The sequence below is a fragment of the Pseudomonas sp. LBUM1653 genome (assembly GCF_059716115.1).
In genome coordinates, this window is record NZ_CP166803.1 from 1778911 (window position 1) to 1799794 (window position 20884).

The following is a 20884-nucleotide window of genomic DNA, read 5'->3' on the forward strand; positions in this document are numbered from 1 at the left end:
GTGTTTCAGTCTTCGCTGTCTGCCTGGCGGCGGTCAGTGGCTTCTTGCGGCTCGGGCTGTTGGGCGCCGGCTTGTTGCGTGGTCGTCTGCTCAGGTACGTGCAGGCTTGGGAAGGGGAGATTAGGAATCTCGTGCATGGTCGCGCTCCTCGCTAAGTCTGTTGATAGATCTGGTAGATCCGCGCTTTCAAAAAAGCCTGGGCAGGATACAGCACGAGAAATGACAAACAGACTTTTATATCTATTTGTTTCGACGAATGGGGTTGTCTAGACAGGTTTGTATGTGTGATACAAAAACAATGTGGGAGCGAGCCTGCTCGCGATGGTGTATCAGGCGAAATTGTTTCGACTGACACTCCATCGCGAGCAGGCTCGCTCCCACAAGGGGTCTACAGCGTGTTTGAGGTTACTTGCAGACCTTGGCAATCGCTTCGGCCAGCAAATCCAGGCGCGTCGCATCTATCCCGGCAACGTTGGCCCGGCCAGAGCTGACCATATACACGCTGTGGTTGTCCCGCAGATCTTTCACCTGCTCAGGCGACAACCCGGTATAGGAAAACATCCCGCGCTGCACGCCAATGTGCGCAAAGCGCTCATGCAAACCGTAAGTCTCCAGCGCTTCGAGCAAGCCGCTGCGCAGTTGCGCAATGCGCAAACGCATGGTTTCCACCTCGTCGGCCCAGAGGTTTTTCAGTTCCGGGTCGCCGAGGATGGTCGCCACCACGGCAGCGCCGTGATCCGGCGGCGTCGACCAAAGGTTGCGGGCGATGTTGGCCAGTTGGCTGCGGATGTCGGTCAGCTTGTTGGCGGATTTCGCGCAGACAATCAGCGCGCCGGTGCGGTCGCGGTACAGGCCGAAGTTCTTCGAACAGGAGCTGGTGATCAAGACTTCCGGCAACTCGGCGGCAAACAGTCGAGTCGACCAGGCGTCCTGTTCCAGACCATCGCCGAAACCCTGGTAGGCGAAATCGATAAGGGGCAGCAACTCGCGCCGACGTACCACATCCAGTACCCGGCGCCAGTCGTCGTGAGACAGATCGAAGCCGGTCGGGTTGTGGCAGCAGGCGTGCAGCAGCACCACGTCGCCCTTGGGGGCTTCATTGAGCACGGCGAGCATGGCATCGACGTCGAGCCGGTTGTCGCTGCCCACGTACGGGTAATGGCTGACCTTGACCTTGGCCGCGGCGAAAATGGTTTCGTGGATCGGCCAGGTCGGATTGCTCAGCCAGACGCCACGGCCGGGCAGGCACTGGGCGATGAAGTCCGCGCTCAAGCGCAACGCACCGGTGCCGCCCGGGGTCTGGGTGGCGCCGGCGCATTGTTCGGCGATCAGCTTCGAGTCGGCGCCGAGCACCAACTCTTTGATGACCTTGCCGAAGGCAGGGTCGCCATGCCCGCCGATGTAGGTCTTGGTGGTCTGACGATCCACCAGTCGCGCCTCGGCGAGTTTCACGGCCTGGGGAATCGAGGTCAGGCCTTGGGCGTCTTTATAGACACCCACGCCGAGGTCGAATTTGCGCGGGTTGGGGTCCTGCGCATAGGCCTCCATCAGGCCGAGGATCGGGTCGCCGGGCACCCGGCCGATGGCGTCGAAATGCATTATTTGCGGCCCTCGGCGTCCTTGGCCACAACGTCCGTGCGCGCGGCCATGATGAAGTCGTTGCGGTGCAAGCCCTTGATGGAGTGGCTCCACCAGGTCACGGTGACTTTGCCCCACTCGGTCAGCAGGCCTGGGTGATGGCCTTCGGCCTCGGAGATTTCACCCACGGCGTTGGTGAACGCCAGGGCGTGCTTGAAGTTCTTGAACAGGAAAACCTTTTCCAGCTGCATGATGCTGTCGCGCACTTCGATGTTCCAGTCCGGGATCTGCTTGATCAGTACCGGCAGTTCTTCGTCGCTGACTTGTGGGGCGCCGGCTTGGCAGGCTTCGCAGTGGGCTTGGGTTAATGCGGTCATGATGGGTTCCTGAAATCGTATTATTGGAATTCGGCCGTCAATGTCACCACGCTAAAGCAAAGCGTCGGTTCCTGACAGGCTCACTTGATTCTAAAAGCTGCGGATCACGCGGCCTTTGGTTTTGGCGGAAATTTCGGCGCGTGCAGACCCATCTGCATCGCTTGCTTGACCATGCCCATGATGTCTTCGTGGGCCAGGTCGAACAGGCGCTTGAGGTTCGGCAGAGCGAAATACAGCGGTTGCAGGATGTCGATGCGGTACGGCGTACGCATGCATTCCAGTGGGTTGAACGCCTGATGCTCAGGTTCGTCCGACAGGCAGTACACGGTTTCTTTCGGCGAAGAGAGGATGCCGCCACCGTAGATCCGCTGGCCTTGCGGAGTATCGAGCAGGCCGAACTCGATGGTCATCCAGTACAGGCGCGCCAGGTACACGCGTTCTTCCTTGGAAGCCTGTAGGCCAAGTTTGCCGTAGGTGTGGGTGAATTCAGCGAACCAGGGGTTGGTCAGCAATGGGCAGTGGCCGAAGATCTCGTGGAAAATGTCCGGCTCTTGCAGGTAATCCAGTTCTTCGCGGGTACGAATGAACGTAGCCACCGGAAACTGCTTGCTGGCGAGCAATTCAAAAAAGGTCTGGAAGGGGATCAGCGCCGGAACGCGGGCAACTTGCCAACCGGTGGTTTCACCGAGGACCTTGTTGATCTCGCCCAGTTGCGGAATGCGGTCGTGGGGCAGACCGAGTTTTTCGATACCGTCCAGATATTCCTGGCACGCACGCCCTTCGATCACTTTCAGTTGGCGAGTGATCAGCGTGTTCCACACCGCATGTTCTTCGGCGGTGTAGTCGATAAAACCTTGCGCATCGGGCTCGCGAGCCACGTATTGCGTCTGCTTCATGCTGCTCTCCTGCTAGGGGATTCGTTCTTGTTATGTACTGCTATGGACCTAGAAATACCCCATCAATTGCATCGTTGCAGCAGGCGGACCGTTTCCGGCGCGGGAAAAAACCTGCGTAAACGTAAAGTTTTCGTTACGTAATGGGCAACATCGCGCAGATGTTGAGATTGGCGGGTGGGAAAACCCCTTCGTCTGTCACATAATCTTGACGACTAACTGAGCGCTCCTGCAGAAAAAATCCTGCCAAGGGCCTCTTCATCATTGTTCAGGCCTCTATATGCGTATCAAAGTCCACTGCCAGAACCGCATCGGCATCCTGCGCGACATTCTCAACCTGTTGGTCGAGTACGGCATCAACGTCGCTCGAGGCGAGGTGGGTGGCGAGCATGGCAATGCCATTTACCTGCACTGCCCGAACCTGATCAACATTCAGTTCCAGGCCCTGCGTCCGAAATTCGAGGCGATTGCCGGGGTGTTCGGCGTCAAGCGCGTAGGGCTGATGCCCAGTGAGCGTCGGCACATGGAACTCAATGCGTTGCTCGGCGCACTGGAGTTTCCGGTGCTGTCGATCGACATGGGCGGCTCCATCGTCGCGGCCAATCGCGCGGCGGCGCAGTTGCTGGGCGTGCGGGTGGATGAAGTGCCGGGGATTCCCCTGTCGCGCTATGCCGAAGACTTCGATTTGCCGGAGCTGGTGCGCGCCAACAAATCGCGGATCAACGGGCTGCGGGTCAAGGTCAAGGGCGATGTGTTCCTGGCCGACATCGCGCCACTGCAATCGGAGCATGACGACAGTGAAGCCATGGCCGGGGCGGTGTTGACCCTGCATCGCGCCGACCGGGTGGGGGAGCGCATCTATAACGTACGCAAGCAAGAGTTGCGCGGCTTCGACAGCATCTTCCAAAGCTCGAAGGTGATGGCGGCGGTGGTCCGCGAAGCCCGGCGCATGGCCCCGCTCGACGCACCGCTATTGATAGAAGGCGAAACCGGTACCGGCAAAGAGTTGTTGGCGCGCGCCTGCCATTTGGCCAGCCCACGCGGGCAATCGCCGCTGATGGCGCTCAACTGCGCCGGTCTGCCGGAATCCATGGCCGAGACCGAGTTGTTCGGCTATGGCCCGGGTGCCTTCGAGGGGGCCCGGGCCGAGGGTAAGCTCGGGCTGTTGGAATTGACGGCGGGCGGTACGCTGTTTCTCGACGGTGTCGGGGAAATGAGCCCGCGCCTGCAGGTGAAACTGCTGCGCTTCCTGCAGGATGGCTGCTTCCGTCGCGTAGGCAGCGATGAGGAGGTTTACCTCGATGTGCGGGTGATCTGCGCGACCCAGGTCGACCTGTCCGAGCTCTGTGCCCGCGGGGAGTTTCGCCAGGACCTGTATCACCGTTTGAACGTGCTGTCGTTGCACATCCCGCCGCTGCGCGAATGCCTCGACGGCTTGACGCCGCTGGTGGAGCACTTTCTCGATCAGGCCAGTCGGCAGATCGGTTGCCCGTTGCCCAAACTCGCACCAGCGGCCATGGACCGGCTCAGTCATTACCATTGGCCGGGCAACGTACGGCAGCTGGAAAACGTGCTGTTCCAGGCGGTGTCCCTGTGCGACGGCGGCACGGTCAAGGCCGAGCATATTCGCCTGCCGGACTATGGCGTACGTCAGCCACTTGGCGATTTTTCGCTGGAGGGTGGGCTGGACGAGATTGTCGGGCGCTTTGAGAAAGCGGTGCTGGAGCGGTTGTATTCCGAGCATCCGAGCAGCCGGCAGTTGGGTAAGCGATTGGGGGTTTCGCATACCACCATTGCCAACAAGTTGCGGGACTATGAGGTGGGAAAAGAGCCCGGTTAATTGATCGTTCCCATGCGCAGCAAAGGAATGCCTCAACGGACGCTCTGCGTCCGCTCTTGGGACGCGGAGCGTGCCGGGCTGCATCCCCACGCAGAGCGTGGGAACGATCGACGGCAGCGACTGTTGCCGCGAAGCGGCATGACACCGCCGGTTTTTCGTCTCTGACGCAATCCCCCATTCCCCTGTAAATCCCTTCAAGTCCTTTATTTGCCGGGCCTTGTGCCGCCAAAAACAACTTGGTCTGCAAATTGCTTATGCCACGTCAGTACAGCATCGGGCGGCAAACGTCCGGCAGGCAGAGGAAAGCGTGTGGACAAGTACCTTTATGTGGCAATGACCGGCGCCAGCCAGAATGCACTGGCGCAAAAGGCGCATGCCAACAACCTGGCGAACATCTCTACCAACGGCTTCCAGAAAGACCTGGAGCAGGCCCGCTCGATGCCAGTGTTCGGCGACAGCTTTCCGGCGCGTGCGTTTGCCCTTTCCGAACGCCCGGCCACCGACTTTTCCCCAGGCTCGCTGGTACAGACCGGTCGCGATCTCGATGTCGCCGTGCAAGGCAACGGCTGGCTGGCGGTGCAGAACCCCGATGGCGGCGAAAGCTACGTGCGTACCGGCAGCCTGGTGGTGGACGCCCTGGGCGTGCTGCGGGCTGGCAACGGCATGCCGGTGATCGGCAATGGCGGTCCGATTGCCGTGCCGCCCGAGCAGCAGATTGAAGTGGGCGAGGACGGCACCATCAGCATTCGCGCGATGGGCGAAGGCCCGCGCGTCATGGCCGAAGTCGACCGCATCAAGCTGGTCAACCCGGACATCAAGAACATGACCAAGGGCCTGGACGGTTCGATCCACACCAAGGACGGGCAACCGGCGCAAGCCGATGCCAACGTCAAGCTGGTGTCCGGATTCCTCGAGTCGAGCAACGTCAATGCGGTGGACGAGATGACTCAGGTGCTGGCCCTGTCGAAGCAGTTCGAGCTGCACATCAAGATGATGAATACCGCCAAAGAAGACGACCAGGCCATGGCTCGGGTCTTGCAGATCAGCTAATTATCAGAACGTCGCGCCGTAAAACAGGCGCACGAGGAGAATCGAATGCTTCCGGCTCTATGGGTTGCCAAAACCGGTCTGTCCGCCCAGGACACCAACTTGACCACCATTTCCAACAACCTGGCCAACGTCTCGACCACGGGCTTCAAGCGTGACCGCGCCGAGTTCCAGGACTTGCTGTACCAGATCAAGCGTCAGCCAGGCGCCCAGTCGACCCAGGACAGCGAACTGCCGTCGGGCCTGCAACTGGGTACCGGTGTGCGCATTGTCGGCACCCAGAAAAACTTCAACGCCGGTAGCCTGCAAACCACCGAACAACCCCTGGACATGGCCATCGACGGTCGCGGCTTCTTCCAGATCCTGCAGCCGGACGGCACCACGTCCTACACCCGTGACGGTACCTTCCACCTCGACTCCAACGGCCAGATCGTCAACGCCAGTGGCTTTGCCCTGGAACCGGCGATCGTCATTCCGAACGACGCCCAGACCTTCACCGTGGGCAAGGACGGCACCGTGTCCATCACCGTCGCCGGCAACCCGGCTTCCCAGGTGATCGGCAACCTGCAGACCGCTGACTTCATCAACCCGGCTGGCTTGCAGGCAGTGGGCAACAACCTGTTCCTGGAAACCGCCGCCAGTGGCGCGCCGCAAGTCGGTACGCCGGGACTGGCCGGTTTCGGTACCACGCTGCAGAACACCCTGGAAACCTCCAACGTCAGCACCGTTGAAGAGATGGTCAACATGATCACCACTCAACGCGCCTACGAGATGAACTCCAAGGTGATCTCCACCGCCGACCAGATGCTCTCGTTCGTAACGCAGAATCTGTAATCAAGTCTATGAGGCGGCCATGCGGTCGCCTGCAACACCGTGAGGTAGGGTCATGAAACGCTTCGTCTCTGTTCTGGCATTGAGTGGGATTACCGCGCTTGCAGGCTGCGTGCCTGTGACGCCCAAGCCCAATGACCCTTACTACGCCCCGGTGTTGCCGCGCACGCCGTTGCCGGCTGCCGCCAACAACGGCTCGATCTACCAGGCCGGTTTCGAGCAGAACCTCTACAGCGACCGCAAGGCGTTCCGGGTCGGTGACATCATCACCATCACCCTGAACGAGAAGACCCAGGCCAGCAAGAACGCCAACTCGCAAATCGACAAGACCAGCAAGACCGGCATCGGCTTGAGCTCGCTGTTCGGTAGCAGCGCGACCACCAACAACCCCTTTGGCAGCAATGACCTGAGCCTGAGCGCCAGCTACGAAGGCGACCGCGCGACAAAAGGCGACAGTAAGGCCGGGCAGGGCAACAGCCTCACCGGCTCGATCACCGTGACAGTCGCCGATGTCCTGCCTAACGGCATCATCGCCGTGCGCGGCGAGAAGTGGCTGACCCTCAATACTGGCGACGAACTGGTGCGGATTGCCGGTATGGTCCGGGCTGACGATATCTCCACCGATAACACCGTGTCGTCGACCCGCGTCGCCGATGCGCGCATCACCTACTCGGGCACCGGTTCGTTTGCCGATGCGAGTCAGCCAGGCTGGTTCGACCGTTTCTTCCTCAGCCCGCTGTTCCCTTTCTAGGTGGCTTTCCAGTTGAGCATGTTGAATTACAAACACCTGATGGTGGCTGCGTTCCTGATGTCTGCAGCTTTCGGTGCTCAAGCCGAACGCCTGAAGGACATCGCCAGTATTTCCGGCGTGCGCTCCAACCAATTGATCGGTTACGGCCTGGTGGTCGGGCTTAACGGCACGGGCGACCAGACGACGCAAACCCCGTTCACCCTGCAGACCTTCAACAACATGCTCTCGCAGTTCGGCATCAAGGTGCCGCCGGGCTCGGGCAACGTCCAGTTGAAGAACGTCGCGGCGGTCTCGATCAGCGCTGACTTGCCGGCGTTCGCCAAGCCAGGGCAGCAGGTCGACATCACCGTTTCGTCCATCGGTAACTCCAAGAGCCTGCGCGGCGGCACCTTGCTGCTGACGCCACTCAAGGGTATCGACGGCAACGTCTATGCGGTGGCCCAGGGCAACCTGGTGGTCGGCGGTTTCGATGCCGAGGGTCGCGACGGCTCGAAGATCACGGTCAACGTGCCGTCGGCTGGGCGCATTCCGGGCGGTGCCTCGGTCGAGCGAGCAGTGCCGAGCGGTTTCAACCAGGGCAACAGCCTGACCCTGAACCTCAACCGTTCCGACTTCACCACGGCCAAGCGCGTCGTCGACAAGATCAACGACATGCTCGGTCCTGGCGTGGCCCAGGCCATCGACGGCGGATCGGTGCGCGTCACGGCGCCGCTGGATCCGAGCCAGCGTGTCGATTATCTGTCGATCCTGGAAAACCTCGAAATCGATCCGGGGCAGGCGGTGGCCAAAGTCATCATCAATTCCCGTACCGGCACCATCGTGATCGGCCAGAACGTCAAGGTTTCCCCAGCCGCCGTCACCCACGGCAGCCTGACCGTGACCATTACCGAAGACCCTATCGTCAGTCAGCCCGGGCCTCTGTCCAATGGCCAGACGGCGGTCGTGCCGCGCTCGCGGGTCAACGCCGAGCAGGAAGCCAAGCCGATGTTCAAGTTCGGCCCGGGTACCACCCTCGACGAAATCGTGCGTGCGGTGAACCAGGTCGGCGCGGCACCGGGCGACCTGATGGCCATCCTTGAAGCACTGAAACAGGCTGGCGCCTTGCAAGCCGACCTGATCGTGATCTGAGGACGGCGACCATGGACATGTACAAAAGCGGTCGGGTCAGCAGCAGCGATTCAGGTGCGTTTTCCGACCTGAACCGGCTGAACCAGCTCAAGGTCGGCGACAAGAACAGCGACGCCAACATGCGCAAGGTGGCGCAGGAATTCGAGTCGCTGTTCCTCGGCGAGATGCTCAAGTCGATGCGCTCGGCCACCGAGTCGCTGGGCAAGGACAATCCGATGAACACCGCGGAGGCCAAACAGTACCAAGAAATGTATGACCAGCAACTGGCGGTTTCCATGTCCCGCGAGGGCGGCGGTATCGGCCTGGCGGACGTGCTGATGCGGCAGATGTCGAAGAACAAGCCGCTGGCGCCGGGTGAAGCGGCAACGCTGTCGGCGGCCAGGCAGGAGGCGGCGAAAACGGCCGCGCAGACACCGCTGGCCGCTGGCACGGTGGCGATCAACGGGCCGCTGTCGCGAGTCAATGGCGAGCGTCCATTGTGGGCTTCGCGATCGGTCAGTGCACCGACAGGCGAGGGTGCGCATCGCAATGACATGGCACTGATCAATCAGCGGCGCCTGGCCTTGCCGCCAAAACTGGCCGACCGCTTGCTCGCGGGCCTGGTGCCTTCCACCACGCCGAGCAGCGCTGCCGCGGTCAACAGGACGGCATTGCCCGAGCGCGTCGCGAGCACCGGTTCCGGGCCCTTGTACAACGGCGACTGGCTGGCTAATACGCAAATGGCGTCGAACGGGTCCCTGCAGATTCACGGTCGCGCCATCGCGCAAATCCCCTTGGCACCGGCGAAAAAAGCCTTCAGCAGCGCCGACGAATTCGTCAATACCATGCTGCCGATGGCCAAGGAAGCCGCCGACCGCATTGGCGTCGATCCGCGTTACCTGGTGGCCCAGGCCGCCCTGGAAACCGGTTGGGGCAAGTCGGTCATGCGTGCCCAGGACGGCAGCAGCAGCCACAACCTGTTCGGCATCAAGGCCGGCAGCAGTTGGAAGGGTGATTCGGCGCGGGCGATCACCAGCGAATTCAGGAATGGCGAGATGGTCAAGGAGACGGCCGAGTTCCGTTCCTACGACTCCTACAAGGACAGCTTCCATGACCTTGTCACGCTGCTGCAAACCAATAATCGCTATCAAGATGTGGTGAAGTCGGCCGATAACCCGGAACAGTTTGTGCGCGAGCTACAAAAGGCCGGTTACGCAACCGACCCGGCTTACGCCAGCAAGATTTCGCAGATAGCCAGGCAGATGACGAGTTATCAGAACTACGCTGCGGCGGGCGTTTCAACCACGCCTTTATAGACTAAGGGTCTGAACCATGAGTTTGCTCAACATCGGAATGTCGGGTCTGTCCGCTAGCCATGCATCGTTGGTGACTACCGGTAACAACATTTCCAACGTCGATACCGTCGGGTACTCGCGCCAACAAACTGTGCAGGGCACCAAAAGCTCTATTCAGTACGGCAATGTGTTCATCGGCACCGGCACCACGCTGGCCGACGTGCGTCGGGTGTACAACAGCTACCTCGACGCGCAGTTGCAGACTTCGACCTCGCTCAACAGTGATGCGCAGGCCTACTTGGGACAGGCTACCCAGGTGGACAAGCTGCTGTCCGACAGCGGCACCGGTGTGACCAAGACCCTGCAGTCGTTCTTTTCGGCCATGCAGACCCTAGCCGGCAGTTCCAACGACAACGCCGCGCGCCAGGCCCTGCTGACCAACGCCCAGGGCCTGAGCAGCCGCTTCAATGCCATCTCCGGGCAATTGAAGCAGCAAGGTACCTACATCAACGATCAGCTGGGTTCGATGGCCGACCAGGTCAACAAGCTGGCGTCGACTGTTGCCGCGTACAACAAGAAAATCAGTGAAGTCAGTGGTTCGGGCGGCACGCCCAACGAGCTCCTGGACCAGCGTAACGAAACCATTCGCCAGCTCAATGAATTGGTGGGCACCCAGGTCACCGAGACCGAAGGGCGCATGGATATCTACCTGGGCAGCGGCCAGCCATTGGTGGTCGGCGACACCGTCAACAAACTGCGCGTGGCGTCCGACCCGGCCGACCCAACCCGTTCCTCGATCATCATGGATCGTAACGGTTCGTCGATCGACATCACCAACGTGATGAGCGGCGGCGAGATGGGCGGGCTGTTGCGTTATCGCAATGAGGTATTGACCCCGGCGGTCAATGGCCTGGGGCGTATCGCCATGGTCGTCGCCGATCAGGTCAACAAGCAGTTGGGGCAGGGGCTGGATCAGAGCGGCAACTTCGGCGCAGCGTTGTTCAATGACATCAACAGTGCCGCGGCCATCAGCCAGCGCAGCATTGCCAATGCCAACAACGACCCGGCGTCGGGCAACCTGAACGTCACCATCAAGGACACCAGCAAGCTCGCGGCCAGCGATTACCAGGTGACCTTCACCAGCGCCACCGGCTACAGCGTGCGGCGCTTGTCGGACAATACCGACATGGGCAGTTTCGACCTGGGCACGACACCGCCACCGGTCATCGATGGCTTCAGCCTGAGCCTCAACGCCGGTGCGGTAAACAGCGGCGACAGCTTCAAGATTACCCCGACCCGCAGTTCCGCCGCGGACATGGCCACCGTCATGACCGACGCCAAGCGCCTGGCCACGTCCGCACCGCTGACCTCGACCAAGGCCCAGGGCAACACGGGTACTGGGGATGCCAGCCAGCCGACCCTGAAGACCAGCCTGGACATCTACGATTCGGCCCAGCGCCTGGAAGTCCAGAACGCGGTCAAGGCCTCGATGCCGGTCCGGATGCTGATGACCAGCGCCAGTGCCTATGAAGTGTTCGATGCCAAAGGGGTCAGTATCGGTACCGGCAACATCGTGCCCGGCCAGAACAACGATCTGAGTATTTCGGTGCCGTACACCGACGCCAGCGGCGCTGCCAAGTCCTTCACTGTCGGCATGACCGTCAGCGGCAGTCCCAAGACGGGCGACAGCTTCAACATCTCGATGACCGCCGCTGACAGTACCGACAACCGCAACGCGCAGGCGTTGCTGGGGCTGCAAACCAAGGCCACGGTCGGTGCTACCGCGACCAGTCCCGGTGTGAGTTTTACCGAAGCCTATGGCGGCCTGGTATCGACTGTTGGCTCCTTGACCAAGCAGGGTCAACTCGATGCCACGGCGACCGACACCATCGTCACCGGGGCACGCAATGCGCGCGACTCGCTGTCGGGCGTCGACCTTGACGAAGAGGCCGGCAACCTGACCAAGTATCAGCAGTACTACACGGCCTCTTCGCAGATCATCAAGACTGCGCAGGAAATTTTCAGCACCCTGATCAATGCCCTTTAAGGAACCGTAGAACATGCGAATTTCCACTGCACAGTACTACGCGACCACCGCTGCCAACTATCAGCGCAACCTCAACAACGTGATGAAGACGGCCGAGCAGGCCAGCAGCGGCATCAAGCTCGAGACGGCGGCGGATGATCCGGTCGGCGCGGCCCGGTTGCTGCAGTTGGAGCAGCAAAAAGCCTTGCTGGGGCAGTACACCACCAACATCAACGCATTGAACACGGCCCAGGCGCAGGAAGAAAGCGTGCTGGACAGCATCAATACCGTGCTGCAAAAAGTCAGCGAGCTGACGGTGCGTGCCGGTGCCGCTTCCTTGAACGACGACGATCGCAAGTCTCTCGGCGCGGAAGTTGCCCAGTCCGAGCAAGAACTGCTGAGCTTGATGAACAGCAAGGATGCCAACGGCAAGTACATCTTTTCCGGGGCCAGCAACAACACCCCGCCTTTCGCCCGCAACAGCGATGGCACCTACAGCTATCAGGGCGACCAGACCCAGCTGGAGCTCAAGATCGGCGACTCGATGTCCCTGGGCTTGAACGATACCGGTTGGGAGGTATTCCAGCAGGCGATCAACGCTGCGCGCAGTACCACCACTATGACTGCGCCGGCCGTCGACGACGGGCGTGTGGCCTTGTCATCAGGCCTGGTCAGCTCGGGTCCGGCTTTCGATGCGAGCTTCCGCGGTGGCGAGCCTTATACGTTGTCGTTCACCAGCAGCACGCAGTTCGTGATCACTGACGCCGCAGGTAACGACGTGACTGCCGAGGCCACTGGCGCTGGCAAGTTCGATCCTAATAACAAGGATGGCAGCGACATCAATTTCCGCGGCGTGAGCTTTGCGCTGGATATCACCTTCCAGGCATCGGACACGCCCGCCACTGCGGATGCGCTCATCGCCGGCCACAGTTTCAAACTGGAGGCCAAGCCGGACAGCTTCGTCAGCACCCGTGCGCCGGGCAATGCTTCGACGGCCCTGGTTACTCAGACCCAGGTGACCGACGCCAGCGCTTACAACAGTTTCTTCCCGGAAGGCGGGGCGGTGCTGAAGTTCACCAGCCCGACGACGTTCGAGTTGTACGCCCGGCCATTGACCAGCAGCAGTACGCCGGTCACCACCGGTTCCGTGGCGGGCGGCGTGGCGACAGCGGCCGGCGTCAGCTTTACCCTGAGCACTACGCCGGCACCGGCGGCCAACGATCAGTTCGATATCTCGGTCAATACCCATCAGACCCAGAACGTGCTCGACACGGTCAGTCAGTTGCGTCAGGCACTTGAAACGCCCACGGCAGGCAACCCGGCAGCACAACGCAACCTGGAAAGTGTGCTCGCGTCCTCCATTGCCAACCTGGGCAATGCCAAGAACCAGGTCGACCTGGCCCGCGGTGCCATCGGTGCCCGGGGCAATGTGATGGACCTGCAGCGCGATCAGAACCAGAGCACCGATCTGCTCAATACGTCCACCCAGTCTTCGATCCGTGAGGCTGATCCGGCTGAAGTGCTGACCCGCCTGACCTTGCAGCAGACCATGCTGCAGGCGGCGCAACTGGCGTTCGCCAAGGTGTCCCAGCTGAGCCTGTTCAACAAGCTTTGAGTCGGTCTTGACCGCTCGCGGCCAGCCTTGTTTTGTACGGGGCTGGCTTTTTTTTGGGGGCGTTTTCCCCTGTAGGAGCGAGCATGCTCGCGATGATCTCAAATGCACCGCGTGTATCCAGGATCCCCGCGTCATCGTTGACGTCCATCGCGAGCATGCTCGCTCCTACAGGGGTATAAACGGTCTCACCGGATCGGCGCGTGGAGCGGGAGCTGGACCACAAAATCAAATAAAGCCGTGAACTCTGAGTGACCCGTCGGTCAAAACGCGCATCTTCACTGTATCCTGTCTGCGGGCGGTGAAGGTGGCGGACAGTTCAAGCAGGTGCTTGAGCCACGACGATGCCTCTTCTGGGGCCGGTCCCTGACTGTAGACGCCCTCGATTCAGCGAGCGGCGATGTTCAGCTGTTTATTATTGGGAAGCCATAATGATTGGCATAAAAAATATAGCGAGTTACGTGCCGACAGCCGGGGTTGACAACTACGCCCAGGGTGCAAAGTTCGACAAGGACGAAACCTTCATCCTTGGCAAGATCGGTTCGGCATTTTTGCCGCGCATGGATGCTGATCAGGAAACCTCCGACCTGTGCGTCGAGGCCGCCAAGGCGTTGTTCGCTGCCAGCCCTGAACTCAAGCGTGAAGCCATCGACTGCCTGATCGTCGTCACCCAGAACGGTGATGAGGAAGGATTGCCGCATACCGCTGCGATCGTCCAGGACAAACTGGGCTTGCCGACCCATGTCGCCGCTTTCGATATTTCCCTGGGCTGTTCCGGATACGTGTACGGCATCTACGCGATCAAGGGCTTCATGGAAGCGGCGGGGCTGAAAAACGGCCTGCTGATCACCGCCGACCCTTATTCGAAGATCGTCGACCCCGAAGACCGCAATACCACCATGTTGTTCGGCGATGCCGCCACCGCGACCTGGATGGGCGAAAACGCCGTCTGGCAGCTCGGCAAGTCGAAGTTCGGCACCGACGGTTCCGGCGCGCCGCACCTGAAGGTCAGTGACGGGGTGTTCTTCATGAACGGCCGCCAGGTGTTCAATTTCGCGCTGTTGAAAGTCCCGGCGCACTTGCATGAACTGCTGGAAGAGTCCAATTTGCAGGCCGGCGATATCGACGCCTTCTGCATTCACCAGGGCAGTGCCGCCATCGTCGATGCCGTGGCGCGTCGCTTCGAGGAAGGTGAGCCAGAGAAGTTCGTCAAGGACATGCTCGAAACCGGTAACACGGTGTCATCGAGCATTCCGCTGCTGTTGCAGAACCATGTGTTCGATTCCAAATGGACCCGGGTGGCCATCAGTGGTTTCGGCGTGGGCCTGTCGTGGGGCTCGGCGATTCTCTATCGCGGCTGATCAGCTCACGCGCTGAAAATGAAACGCCCGGCAACGCCAGTTGCCGGGCGTTTTGCGTTTTATTGGCGCCGTTTTTCTGGCTCTAACACCTTGAAAATTAAGGGCTGGCACGCTGCCACTAAAAAAATCGAAAAAACCGCTCAAGCAAAGCCTCCTCGCGACGATAACTATTACGTAGGTTCTCTAGGCCACACCCGGCGGTTGCCAGGGCCGGAAGCCGCAGTATCCATCCAACGAGGATTTCGTCATGGCTTTAACCGTAAACACCAACATTGCCTCCATCACTACTCAGGCTAACCTGAACAAAGCTGGCGGCGCCCTGGCCACCTCCATGCAGCGCCTGTCTTCCGGCCTGCGTATCAACAGCGCTAAAGACGACGCTGCCGGCCTGCAAATTTCCAACCGCCTGACCAGCCAGATCAACGGCCTGGGTCAAGCGGTCAAGAACGCCAACGATGGCATCTCCATCGCGCAAACCGCTGAAGGCGCAATGCAGGCTTCGACCGACATCCTGCAGAAAATGCGTACCCTGGCCCTGTCCTCGGCCACCGGCTCCCTGAGCGATGCCGACCGCAAGTCGAACAACGACGAATACCAGGCTCTGACTTCGGAACTGACCCGTATCTCGCAGACCACCACTTTCGGTGGCCAGAAGCTGCTGGACGGCTCGTACGGCACCAAGGCCATCCAGGTCGGCGCCAACGCCAACGAAACAATCAACCTGTCGCTGGAAAACGTTGCAGCCAACAACATTGGTTCGCAGCAGATCAAGAGCCAGTCGCTCGATCCAATTGCTGGCGGCCTGACCGGTGGTGACATCCTTGTTACTGGTAACGGCGACAGCAAAACCTTCACCGTAGGCGCTGCTGCCTCGGCCAAAGATATTGCCAAGGGCCTGAATGGTCTGATCGGTGGCCTGACTGCTTCGGCCAGCACTGAAGTTCGCTTCAAGGTTGACGAGACCGCTGCTACCGCCACTCCAGCGTCCTTCACCATGAAAGTGGGCAGCCAGAATGTTGACTTCGTAGGCGTAACTTCTACCGCCGGTCTGGCAGACCAACTGAAATCCAACGCTGCCAAGTTGGGCATCAGTGTCAACTACGACGAAGTGAACAACTCGCTGTCGATCAAATCCGACACCGGTGAAAACGTATCCTTCGCTACCCCTGTCGGTGGTGCAGCTATCGAAGTCGCTGCCAAGGATTCCGCAGGCGGTTACAGCGCCGATGTGGCAATCGTTGACACTCTGACCGTCAACGGCGCAGTCAACCTGGACTCCACCAAAGGCTTCTCGCTGACCGGCACTGGCGTGGCTGAAATTTTCGGCGCCACCACTACTTCGACAAAAACCTCGATCGCTCAGACCAGCGTAACTGACGCTACTGGCGCTCAGAACGCCCTGGCTGTAATCGACAAGGCTATCGGCGCAATCGACGACGTGCGTTCGAACCTGGGTGCTACCCAGAACCGTCTGACCACCACCGTGGACAACCTGCAGAACATCCAGAAGAACTCCACGGCTGCCCGTTCCACCGTGCAGGACGTAGACTTCGCGTCTGAAACTGCCGAGCTGACCAAGCAACAAACGCTGCAATCGGCTTCGACTGCCATCCTGTCGCAAGCCAACCAGCTGCCATCCGCTGTACTGAAGCTGCTTCAGTAATTCCAGCGCTTGGTGATTGACGGAGGGGCGCGTTTACGTGCCCTTTTGTCTTTTGTGTGATGAGGAGATTGGACATGGATATGAGCGTCAAGTTGAACCAGTCTTATCCAGCGGTTGCGCCGCAAACCCCACCCGCACCGATTGATCCGGTCCAGCGGCCCAAGGTTGAAGCCGTCGCCCCGTCGGCGACAGAGCCAAAGCGTGAAGAGCTGGAACAGGCGGTCACCGATATTCGCGAGTTCGTTCAGGCAAGCCAGCGTCAGCTGGACTTTTCCATTGACGATTCCACCGGCCGGGTCGTGGTCAAGGTCATCGCCACCGACAGTGGTGACGTGATTCGCCAGATCCCTTCGGAAACTGCACTGAAACTGGCGCAAAGCCTGAGCCAAGCCAGCAGCCTGTTGTTTGATGACAAGGTCTGAGCTGGCATGAATTTTGTTGCTGACTGCGCTCAAGGCGCACTTCGTCAAGAAAGCAGCAGCCACTGAATAAGGAGAAAGACGATGGCGGGTTCAACGGTTAGCGGTATTGGTTCGAACATCGATACCCAAGCGATTGTGAAGTCTCTGGTTGACGCCGAAAAGGTGCCAAAACAAACGCAGATCAACACTCAATCGCTAAAAGCAACCACCACGCTGTCGTCGATCGGCAAGATCCAGGCGGCGCTGGACGCCTTTCGTGGCGCCCTGACCACCATGGGCGCGGATAACAGTTTCCGGGGCTTGATCACCTCATCCTCGGATGAAAAGATCGCCACCATGACCGCTGGCAGCGGTGCTTCCAGCGGCAGCTTCTCGCTGGTGGTGACTCAATTGGCCAGCGCGTCGAAACTGTCGACCAAGACGTTTGCCGGCGGCGCTTCTTCAGTGGTCAATAGTGGTTCGACTCCGACCACGTTGACGATTTCGCAGTCCGGCAAGAAATACGACCTCAGTGTACCTGCCGGAGCAACGCTGCAGCAGGTGCGTGAATCGATCAACTCGCAATTTTCCACTTCAGGGTTGAGTGCCAACATCCTGACCGACTCCACGGGGTCGCGTCTTGTACTGACATCGACCACCATGGGTGTAGGTTCGGACCTGACGTTGTCGGGCGACTCAGGCATCGATGTCGGCGCAACGGTGGTGGAAACACCTAAAAACGCCAAGTACACCATCGATGGAACCCTCGAGATGGAGTCCAAGAGCAATACCATCGAGGAAGCTGTCAGCGGTGTGAGCATCAAGTTGCTGTCAGTTTCCTCGAAGAGAACCGACTCCAACGATCTGATTCCAATCACCATCTCCGTGTCGACCAGCAACGCGGCGTTGAAGTCCGGGGTCAAAGGGTTTGTCGATACCTACAATGCACTGATGAAGGCAATCAGTGCAGAAACAAAAGTCACCATCAACGCCGATGGCTCCCCGACAGCAGGAGCATTGACAGGTGATTCCACGATGCGCTCGTTGATGAGTTCGATTCGTAACGAGCTTAATACCCTGTCTGGCACCGGCACTTTCAAATCATTGGCGCAGTTCGGTATCAGCACCGATTCGTCCACCGGCTTGCTGACTATTGATGACAAGAAGTGGGATAAGGCGATGACCACCAATGCGGCGGACATCAGCAGTATCTTCAGTGGCAAGGATGGCCTGTTGGCGCGTTTGACGAGCGCCACGGACAGTTACGCCAAGGCGAGTACCGGCACGCTGGCGGAGCGTTCCAAATCCCTGAGCGAAAGTCTGACCGAGCTGAAGAAGCAGCAGGACACCCTGGATGAGCGCATGACGCTCCTGCAAGCCAGTCTTTCGGCCAAATACAACGCCATGGACTCCCTGGTCGCCAAGCTGCGCGCCCAGAGCGACAGCATCATGACCACGCTCAACGCCCTGAACAATCCGAAAGATGACTGATAAACACCCGTCATGAACAAACCCAGGCGGGCTGTCATGACAGCGCCTGGGTTTTTTCGTTGGCGACGAGCCGGCATTAAAGTTATCTGGCGCCCAGTCGACATAAAGACCAGAGCCTTCCCAATTTCAAGCTGTTGTCTGCACGAGGTAGAACCATGAACCCCATGAGAGCCCTTCGCCAATACCAGAAGGTCAATTCCCATGCCCAAATCTCTGAAGCCAACCCCCATCGCCTGGTGCAAATGCTGATGGAAGGTGGGCTGGACCGCATGGCTCAAGCCAAGGGCGCGCTGGAGCGGGGTGACATCGCACTCAAGGGGCTGATGCTGGGCAAGGCTACCGACATCCTCATCGGCCTGCGTGACGGCTTGAACCCGGAGAAGACTGAGGATCCAGCGTCCATCGAGCAGCTCGACGGCTTGTACGTTTACATGACCAACCGCTTGATGGAAGCCAACACCAGCAACGATGCAGCCATCATCGACGAAGTATCGGGTTTGCTCGAAACCTTGAAAAGCGGTTGGGATGCGATTGGAAGCCCACAGGCCTGACGGCCGAGGATGACGTCATGAGTCAAGCATTGCGGCGAATTGAAGAAACCCGTGAAGCCCTGGTCGATGCCCTGGCGGCGCGTAACTGGGACATGATTGGCGAGCTCGATGTGGCGTGTCGTGAATGCGTCGACGAGGTGCTCACTGAGGCACCGATCGACGAGGAAGCGCTACGCACCCATCTGGAGAGTCTGCTGGCGGTGTACAAAGATTTATTGACGGCGACCATGGGCGAGCGCCAGGCAATAGTCAATGAGATGTCGCAGATATCCCAAGCGCAGAAGGCCGCAAAGGTTTACCATCTGTATGGTTAATTAATATCTGCTTAATCCAGGGATATTGCGCCATAAATTTGACTGTGAACGGTTTTTTGACTTTACTAGTGGCTGTTTCCAGATTTCAGGCGTCTACAGGCATTAACAGTCTGCAAGCGTCTAGCTTGCCCACTCATTTCGGGCACCGGGTTGACTAGGGAAGTTACGATTGCATGTGGCGTGAAACCAAAATTCTGCTGATCGATGACGATAGCGTCCGCCGCCGCGACCTGGCGGTGATTTTAAATTTTCTCGGCGAAGAAAATTTACCCTGCGGTAGCCATGACTGGCAGCAGGCTGTCGTCTCTTTGTCGTCCAGTCGTGAAGTGATCTGTGTCCTCATCGGGACGGTCAATGCTCCGGGTTCGCTTCAGGGCTTGTTAAAGACACTCTCGACATGGGATGAGTTCCTTCCGATTTTGCTGATGGGCGATAATTCTTCCATCGACCTGCCGGAAGACCAGCGTCGTCGCGTGCTTTCGACCCTCGAAATGCCACCCAGCTACAGCAAGTTGCTTGATTCGCTGCACCGTGCCCAGGTCTATCGCGAGATGTACGACCAGGCCCGTGAGCGCGGTCGTCATCGTGAACCCAATCTGTTCCGCAGCCTCGTCGGCACCAGCCGGGCGATCCAGCACGTGCGCCAGATGATGCAGCAAGTGGCCGACACCGATGCCAGCGTGCTGATCCTCGGGGAGTCGGGGACCGGCAAGGAAGTGGTTGCGCGCAACCTGCATTACCACTCCAAGCGCCGTGAGGCACCATTCGTGCCGGTCAATTGCGGCGCGATTCCGGCCGAGCTGCTGGAAAGCGAATTGTTCGGCCATGAGAAGGGCGCGTTCACCGGGGCGATCACCAGCCGCGCCGGGCGTTTCGAGCTGGCCAATGGCGGCACGCTGTTCCTCGACGAAATCGGCGACATGCCGCTGCCGATGCAGGTCAAGCTGCTGCGCGTATTGCAGGAACGTACGTTCGAGCGCGTGGGCAGTAACAAGACCCAGAGCGTCGATGTGCGCATCATCGCGGCGACCCACAAGAATCTCGAAAGCATGATCGAGATCGGCACCTTCCGCGAAGACCTGTACTACCGCCTGAACGTGTTCCCGATCGAGATGGCGCCACTGCGCGAGCGTGTCGAAGACATTCCGTTGCTGATGAACGAATTGATCTCGCGCATGGAGCACGAGAAGCGCGGTTCGATCCGCTTCAACTCCGCGGCCATCATGTCGCTGTGCCGTCACGGCTGGCCGGGCAACGTCCGCGAGCTGGCCAACCTGGTGGAGCGCATGGCGATCATGCATCCGTACGGGGTGATCGGCGTGGTCGAACTGCCGAAGAAATTCCGCTACGTCGACGACGAAGACGAGCAACTGGTCGACACCCTGCGCAGCGATCTCGAAGAGCGGGTGGCAATCAATGGCCATACCCCGGACTTCACCACCCATGCCATGCTGCCGCCTGAAGGCCTGGACCTGAAGGATTACCTCGGTGGCCTGGAGCAAGGCCTGATCCAGCAGGCGCTGGATGATGCCAATGGCATTGTCGCGCGCGCTGCCGAACGCCTGCGGATCCGCCGCACCACGCTGGTGGAAAAAATGCGCAAGTACGGCATGAGTCGTCGTGACGGTGATGAACAGGCGGATGATTGACGCCTGTTTTTCAACTCGTTCATTTCCAAGCAGTTTTTTTTAGGCACGGGTATTGCTACATCGCTCGCAACGTTCCGTTTAACTGACGGTCAGCCAA

At 59.6% G+C, this 20884-nt stretch carries 19 protein-coding genes; 15 read left to right on the plus strand and 4 right to left on the minus strand.

What is annotated here, in order from left to right; genetic code table 11:
• Nucleotides 1-5: 5 nt before the first annotated feature.
• From ACA054_RS08160 to phhA, 4 genes are all read right to left on the minus strand, one after another.
• The gene (locus tag ACA054_RS08160; protein WP_497688940.1) at nt 6-137 is read right to left on the minus strand and encodes a hypothetical protein; all 132 of its coding nucleotides are present in this window, start codon (nt 135-137) and stop codon (nt 6-8) included.
• Between the two features lie 268 nt (nt 138-405).
• Nucleotides 406-1599 carry an amino acid aminotransferase gene (locus ACA054_RS08165; RefSeq protein ID WP_497688941.1) on the minus strand — a complete coding sequence of 398 codons (1194 nt, stop codon included), beginning with the start codon at nt 1597-1599 and terminating at the stop codon, nt 406-408.
• A complete protein-coding gene (locus ACA054_RS08170) occupies nt 1599-1955 on the minus strand; it encodes a 4a-hydroxytetrahydrobiopterin dehydratase (RefSeq protein ID WP_497688942.1) in 357 nt (118 codons plus the stop codon). The genes ACA054_RS08165 and ACA054_RS08170 overlap by 1 nt, the downstream gene beginning before the upstream one ends.
• A gap of 104 nt (nt 1956-2059) precedes the next feature.
• Nucleotides 2060-2851: a phenylalanine 4-monooxygenase gene (gene phhA / locus ACA054_RS08175; RefSeq protein ID WP_497688943.1), complete on the minus strand. Its 792-nt coding sequence runs from the start codon at nt 2849-2851 to the stop codon at nt 2060-2062.
• Between the two features lie 277 nt (nt 2852-3128).
• Here phhA and ACA054_RS08180 point away from each other — a divergent pair, with 277 nt between their 5' ends.
• The 15 genes from ACA054_RS08180 to ACA054_RS08250 all read left to right on the plus strand — a co-directional run bounded on the left by ACA054_RS08180 (nt 3129) and on the right by ACA054_RS08250 (nt 20787).
• Nucleotides 3129-4688, plus strand: a complete 1560-nt coding sequence (locus ACA054_RS08180) for a sigma-54-dependent transcriptional regulator (protein WP_497688944.1) — start codon at nt 3129-3131, stop codon at nt 4686-4688.
• 309 nt (nt 4689-4997) lie between these two features.
• Nucleotides 4998-5738: a flagellar basal body rod protein FlgF gene (locus ACA054_RS08185; protein ID WP_497688945.1), complete on the plus strand. Its 741-nt coding sequence runs from the start codon at nt 4998-5000 to the stop codon at nt 5736-5738.
• A gap of 45 nt (nt 5739-5783) precedes the next feature.
• Nucleotides 5784-6569 carry a flagellar basal-body rod protein FlgG gene (gene flgG, locus ACA054_RS08190; RefSeq protein WP_008055493.1) on the plus strand — a complete coding sequence of 262 codons (786 nt, stop codon included), beginning with the start codon at nt 5784-5786 and terminating at the stop codon, nt 6567-6569.
• Between the two features lie 52 nt (nt 6570-6621).
• Nucleotides 6622-7317 (plus strand): flagellar basal body L-ring protein FlgH, encoded by a 696-nt coding sequence (gene flgH, locus ACA054_RS08195; protein WP_497688946.1) that lies wholly within the window; start codon nt 6622-6624, stop codon nt 7315-7317.
• Between the two features lie 18 nt (nt 7318-7335).
• Nucleotides 7336-8445, plus strand: coding sequence for a flagellar basal body P-ring protein FlgI (locus ACA054_RS08200; protein WP_497690258.1), 1110 nt, complete (start codon nt 7336-7338; stop codon nt 8443-8445).
• 11 nt (nt 8446-8456) lie between these two features.
• Nucleotides 8457-9740 (plus strand): flagellar assembly peptidoglycan hydrolase FlgJ, encoded by a 1284-nt coding sequence (gene flgJ, locus ACA054_RS08205; protein ID WP_497688947.1) that lies wholly within the window; start codon nt 8457-8459, stop codon nt 9738-9740.
• Nucleotides 9741-9756: 16 nt separating this feature from the next.
• Nucleotides 9757-11766: a flagellar hook-associated protein FlgK gene (gene flgK / locus ACA054_RS08210; RefSeq protein WP_497688948.1), complete on the plus strand. Its 2010-nt coding sequence runs from the start codon at nt 9757-9759 to the stop codon at nt 11764-11766.
• Nucleotides 11767-11779: 13 nt separating this feature from the next.
• Nucleotides 11780-13360: a flagellar hook-associated protein 3 gene (locus ACA054_RS08215; RefSeq protein WP_497688949.1), complete on the plus strand. Its 1581-nt coding sequence runs from the start codon at nt 11780-11782 to the stop codon at nt 13358-13360.
• A 428-nt stretch (nt 13361-13788) separates the two neighbouring features.
• Complete coding sequence (locus tag ACA054_RS08220; RefSeq protein ID WP_497688950.1) at nt 13789-14718, plus strand: ketoacyl-ACP synthase III; 930 nt, start codon at nt 13789-13791, stop codon at nt 14716-14718.
• 247 nt (nt 14719-14965) lie between these two features.
• Entirely contained in the window at nt 14966-16381 is a 1416-nt protein-coding gene (locus ACA054_RS08225; RefSeq protein WP_497688951.1) for a flagellin N-terminal helical domain-containing protein, read from the plus strand.
• A 74-nt stretch (nt 16382-16455) separates the two neighbouring features.
• Nucleotides 16456-16803 (plus strand): flagellar protein FlaG, encoded by a 348-nt coding sequence (locus ACA054_RS08230; protein WP_497688952.1) that lies wholly within the window; start codon nt 16456-16458, stop codon nt 16801-16803.
• A gap of 81 nt (nt 16804-16884) precedes the next feature.
• On the plus strand, nt 16885-18273 hold the full coding sequence (fliD, locus tag ACA054_RS08235) for a flagellar filament capping protein FliD (RefSeq protein ID WP_497688953.1): 1389 nt from the start codon (nt 16885-16887) through the stop codon (nt 18271-18273).
• A 155-nt stretch (nt 18274-18428) separates the two neighbouring features.
• Nucleotides 18429-18824, plus strand: coding sequence for a flagellar export chaperone FliS (fliS, locus tag ACA054_RS08240; RefSeq protein WP_497688954.1), 396 nt, complete (start codon nt 18429-18431; stop codon nt 18822-18824).
• Between the two features lie 17 nt (nt 18825-18841).
• Nucleotides 18842-19138, plus strand: a complete 297-nt coding sequence (gene fliT, locus ACA054_RS08245; RefSeq protein ID WP_497688955.1) for a flagellar protein FliT — start codon at nt 18842-18844, stop codon at nt 19136-19138.
• A 173-nt stretch (nt 19139-19311) separates the two neighbouring features.
• On the plus strand, nt 19312-20787 hold the full coding sequence (locus ACA054_RS08250; protein ID WP_110746134.1) for a sigma-54 dependent transcriptional regulator: 1476 nt from the start codon (nt 19312-19314) through the stop codon (nt 20785-20787).
• The last annotated feature ends 97 nt before the right edge of the window (nt 20788-20884 follow it).

Coding starts and splice junctions, on each gene's coding strand:
- flgH (WP_497688946.1), top strand. CDS start 6,622: ATGAAACGCTTCGTCTCTGTTCTGGCATTGAGTGGGATTACCGCGCTT.
- fliS (WP_497688954.1), top strand. CDS start 18,429: ATGAACCCCATGAGAGCCCTTCGCCAATACCAGAAGGTCAATTCCCAT.
- ACA054_RS08165 (WP_497688941.1), bottom strand. CDS start 1,599: ATGCATTTCGACGCCATCGGCCGGGTGCCCGGCGACCCGATCCTCGGC.
- flgJ (WP_497688947.1), top strand. CDS start 8,457: ATGGACATGTACAAAAGCGGTCGGGTCAGCAGCAGCGATTCAGGTGCG.
- fliD (WP_497688953.1), top strand. CDS start 16,885: ATGGCGGGTTCAACGGTTAGCGGTATTGGTTCGAACATCGATACCCAA.
- phhA (WP_497688943.1), bottom strand. CDS start 2,851: ATGAAGCAGACGCAATACGTGGCTCGCGAGCCCGATGCGCAAGGTTTT.
- ACA054_RS08225 (WP_497688951.1), top strand. CDS start 14,966: ATGGCTTTAACCGTAAACACCAACATTGCCTCCATCACTACTCAGGCT.
- ACA054_RS08250 (WP_110746134.1), top strand. CDS start 19,312: ATGTGGCGTGAAACCAAAATTCTGCTGATCGATGACGATAGCGTCCGC.
- ACA054_RS08200 (WP_497690258.1), top strand. CDS start 7,336: ATGTTGAATTACAAACACCTGATGGTGGCTGCGTTCCTGATGTCTGCA.
- ACA054_RS08230 (WP_497688952.1), top strand. CDS start 16,456: ATGGATATGAGCGTCAAGTTGAACCAGTCTTATCCAGCGGTTGCGCCG.
- flgK (WP_497688948.1), top strand. CDS start 9,757: ATGAGTTTGCTCAACATCGGAATGTCGGGTCTGTCCGCTAGCCATGCA.
- flgG (WP_008055493.1), top strand. CDS start 5,784: ATGCTTCCGGCTCTATGGGTTGCCAAAACCGGTCTGTCCGCCCAGGAC.
- ACA054_RS08180 (WP_497688944.1), top strand. CDS start 3,129: ATGCGTATCAAAGTCCACTGCCAGAACCGCATCGGCATCCTGCGCGAC.
- ACA054_RS08220 (WP_497688950.1), top strand. CDS start 13,789: ATGATTGGCATAAAAAATATAGCGAGTTACGTGCCGACAGCCGGGGTT.
- fliT (WP_497688955.1), top strand. CDS start 18,842: ATGAGTCAAGCATTGCGGCGAATTGAAGAAACCCGTGAAGCCCTGGTC.
- ACA054_RS08170 (WP_497688942.1), bottom strand. CDS start 1,955: ATGACCGCATTAACCCAAGCCCACTGCGAAGCCTGCCAAGCCGGCGCC.
- ACA054_RS08160 (WP_497688940.1), bottom strand. CDS start 137: ATGCACGAGATTCCTAATCTCCCCTTCCCAAGCCTGCACGTACCTGAG.
- ACA054_RS08215 (WP_497688949.1), top strand. CDS start 11,780: ATGCGAATTTCCACTGCACAGTACTACGCGACCACCGCTGCCAACTAT.